The 3098-nt window shown below is 46.2% G+C and carries 1 protein-coding gene; it reads right to left on the bottom strand.

What is annotated here, in order from left to right; translation table 11 throughout:
- Window positions 1–3098 (bottom strand): helicase-related protein (locus L1967_RS22040; RefSeq protein ID WP_262917483.1); only part of this gene is annotated, 3098 nt, incomplete at both ends.

Here is a 3098-nt window from a genome sequence, read left to right as displayed (position 1 = left end):
TTCATTTGGGAAATGAAGGTCTGTTTGTTTTTAAGCAGGTTGAATTTGTAGTTGTCCAGTGATTGCTCCACGGCATAGACAAAATTCTGTACCTGATTGCCGTAATGTTCTTTGGCAATACGGTTACCCTGTCTTGCCCCACGGCCGTTGCGTTGTTCCAGTTCCGAAGGCTTCCAGGGAATATCCAAATGGTGCATCGCTACCACACGCTCCTGTACATTTAAACCGGTTCCCGCTTTTTCCGTACTTCCGAGCAGGATGCGGATCTCCCCCCGGTTCATCTTACGGAACAGCTCCGGTTTCTTGCGATCCGTCCAGTCGTGGATAAAAGTGACTTCCGTGGCAGGGATATGGAAATCCCTCACCAGTTTTTCCTTCATGGTATCATAAATATTAAAGCGATCCGGTTTGGGAGTTCCGATATCCGAAAAAACAATCTGCGTCCCTTTATGGGGTTGGGTGTGGTGATAAATTTCAGCGATCTTTCTTGCTGCGGTGTTCACCTTGTTATCCGGATGGTCTCCGTATTTCCAATCATCTACCAATCGCATATCCGCTGCCATTTTCTTGGCGTAATTGGTTGCAATAAGCATTCGCCCTTTATCTTCTTCCGGGGTCAGCCTGCCACGCCCGATCAGTTCTCCATTACCGGTCTTTGCAAATTGCATCAGGTTTTTGATAAACACCGATTGCTCCGGTGTAGGCGGAATATTGACCAGGGTTTCCCTGAGTTCCGGTTTATCCAGGTTGATGTGCCTGGCGGTTTTGTAATCGGTAATCTCGTTATAGAACAAAGCGAGTTCAGGAACTTTGATAAAATGACGGAAGCGTTCTTTGGCAATAATCTCATTGGTGACACTAAACTCAAAGTCCGTGGTTTTACGGGCAAATACCGCTGCCCAGCCGTCAAAATTCTCAATGCGCTGGCGTTCCATTTCTTTAGGTCGCAGGTATTTGAAAAGCAGGTACATTTCCGTCAGGCTGTTAGAAATCGGTGTACCTGATAAGAAGGTCACACAGAGATCGGAATTGAAACGCTCCTGCAAGGTGCGCACGGCAAAAAGCATGTTAAGTGCCTTTTGGCTCCCTGTCATATTCCCCAGTCCGGCCACCCGGTTATGACGGGTGGTAAAGGTCAGGTTTTTGAACTTATGGGATTCGTCCACAAACAAATGGTCAACACCCATTTCCTTAAAGTTGATGCCGGTATCTTTCTTTTCTTCAATATCCTTGAGTACCGTTTTTAATTTTCCTTCCAGGTTGTTTTTGCGGATTTCCAGCCCTTTGAGCATCTTTTTGGAAATCGCCCCGCCCAACTCCCTGACCGTATTCAGGTCACGCTCGATATGATCCAGTTCCATCTGGAAGATCTGTTGCTGCATTTCCGGGGACTGTGGTATTTTACCGAACTGGTCATGGGTAAGAATAATACAATCCCAGTTGTTGTTTTTGATTTCATGGAATAAGCGCAGCCTTTTAGCAGGGGTGAAATCGTTTTGCCCCGGGGACAATATCCGGGCATGGGGATAGGCTTTACAATAGGTTTCTGTAATTTGATTGACATTGGCTTTCAGGGCAAGGATCATCGGTTTTTGGACAATGCCGAGGCGTTTCATTTCCTGAGCGGAAACAATCATGGTGAGGGTTTTTCCCAATCCCACTTCGTGATCGATAAGTGCGCCCCTGTTTTGGATAATGCGCCAGGCAGCATTTTTCTGACTGCTGTACAAGTCTTCAATGCCCAAAGCCTTTTTGTCCAGTCCGGGAAAGTTCAGGTGACTACCGTCAAATTCCCGAAGTACATAACAATTGAAAGTGTCATTATACAGGTTTTCGATATGCTTTTTATCGGTATCCGGCAGTTCCTTGAGCCAGTCTATAAAGCCATTTCGTATCTGTTCGATCTTTTGGTGCGCCAGTTGAATGGCTTCATTATCGGGAACCCGTATGCTTTTTCCATCCCCAACGGATACCTCATAGGTAAAGAACGGGGTTGTATTTTCCAAAGCATGTTCCAGCAAGGTATAGCCGTAGGTAGTCCGTCCACTTTTCGGGGTAACCGCAAATTCCCGGGCTACTTTGGTATTCATCCCGGTGGTTACCTTAAAGGCATCCAGTGAGGGAAAATAATTGATATCCGTTTGTTGCTCGAAGAGTTCCGCAGCAAAACGTTTGTAATAGCTCACGGGAATCCAGCGTTCGCCCAGGTTAAAATCCAATAGTTGGAAAGGGATACGTTCGGGTTGAACTTTTTCCAAAGCGTTTAGGCTTCGCTGTGCTTGTGGGATATCATTTTCAGCACCTACTTGTTGTTTTGCCTGTCGTAATTTTTCAACCACATTTCCACTCAGGAACTGATCTGCGGTTTCCCAGTCTTTGCTTACAGGGTTCAGATAGATATGTTCGCCCAAACGAGCAATGGTTTCCGGTTCCTCCAGTCCCATGGCTGCGCTGATAAAACCAATATCTACCTTTCCGGTATCATTCAGGCTGTGTGCTAAGGCTTCAATCGGGTCATCGGTGACAAAACGTTTTGTGGATTCATGAGCAGTAGCGGTCAGCATATCGGACTTGACAAAGCGTTCACCTTCCCTGCGTTCCAAAGAGGATAACATGGTCAAACCGAAAGCGGTATCTTCCAATATGCGTCTACGGTTACCTTGGCTATTTAAATGCCCGTATTGGGAAATAAACTGGTCATAACGCTGGTTCAACTCATCCCGTTCGGTTTGGGGAACCGAAGTTCCTGTGTTTTCTTTTTCGGAGATTCCCAGGTACTGATCCCGAAGGTTGGTATAGTTTTCATAGAAACGTTTGTCGGTTTGCATCCCCAGGGGTTGGAACACCGCATTTTTAAAATCACCATCGATTTCGGAAAGTGTACCCACTTGTCCCTGATAAACGGTTAGCGTACCTTCTTTATGAAAGGGTTGTATATCAGTAAAGGGACGTGCTGCCCGACCGTTTAATTGAAATATTCCTTCTAAGGTTTGGTCGCCCTCATAGGTAAATGCATGGGCAAACCCTTGTAACTCCCCGGACAGGTTTTGCAGTTCATGCCTTAATAAGCGTGCATCCATCCAGTTGGCAGAGAAATG

This window comes from Zunongwangia pacifica (assembly GCF_023499215.1).
Lineage (GTDB): Bacteria > Bacteroidota > Bacteroidia > Flavobacteriales > Flavobacteriaceae > Zunongwangia > Zunongwangia pacifica.
Note: the sequence above shows the minus strand (reverse complement) of the source record. Positions and strands in the feature narration are given on the sequence as shown.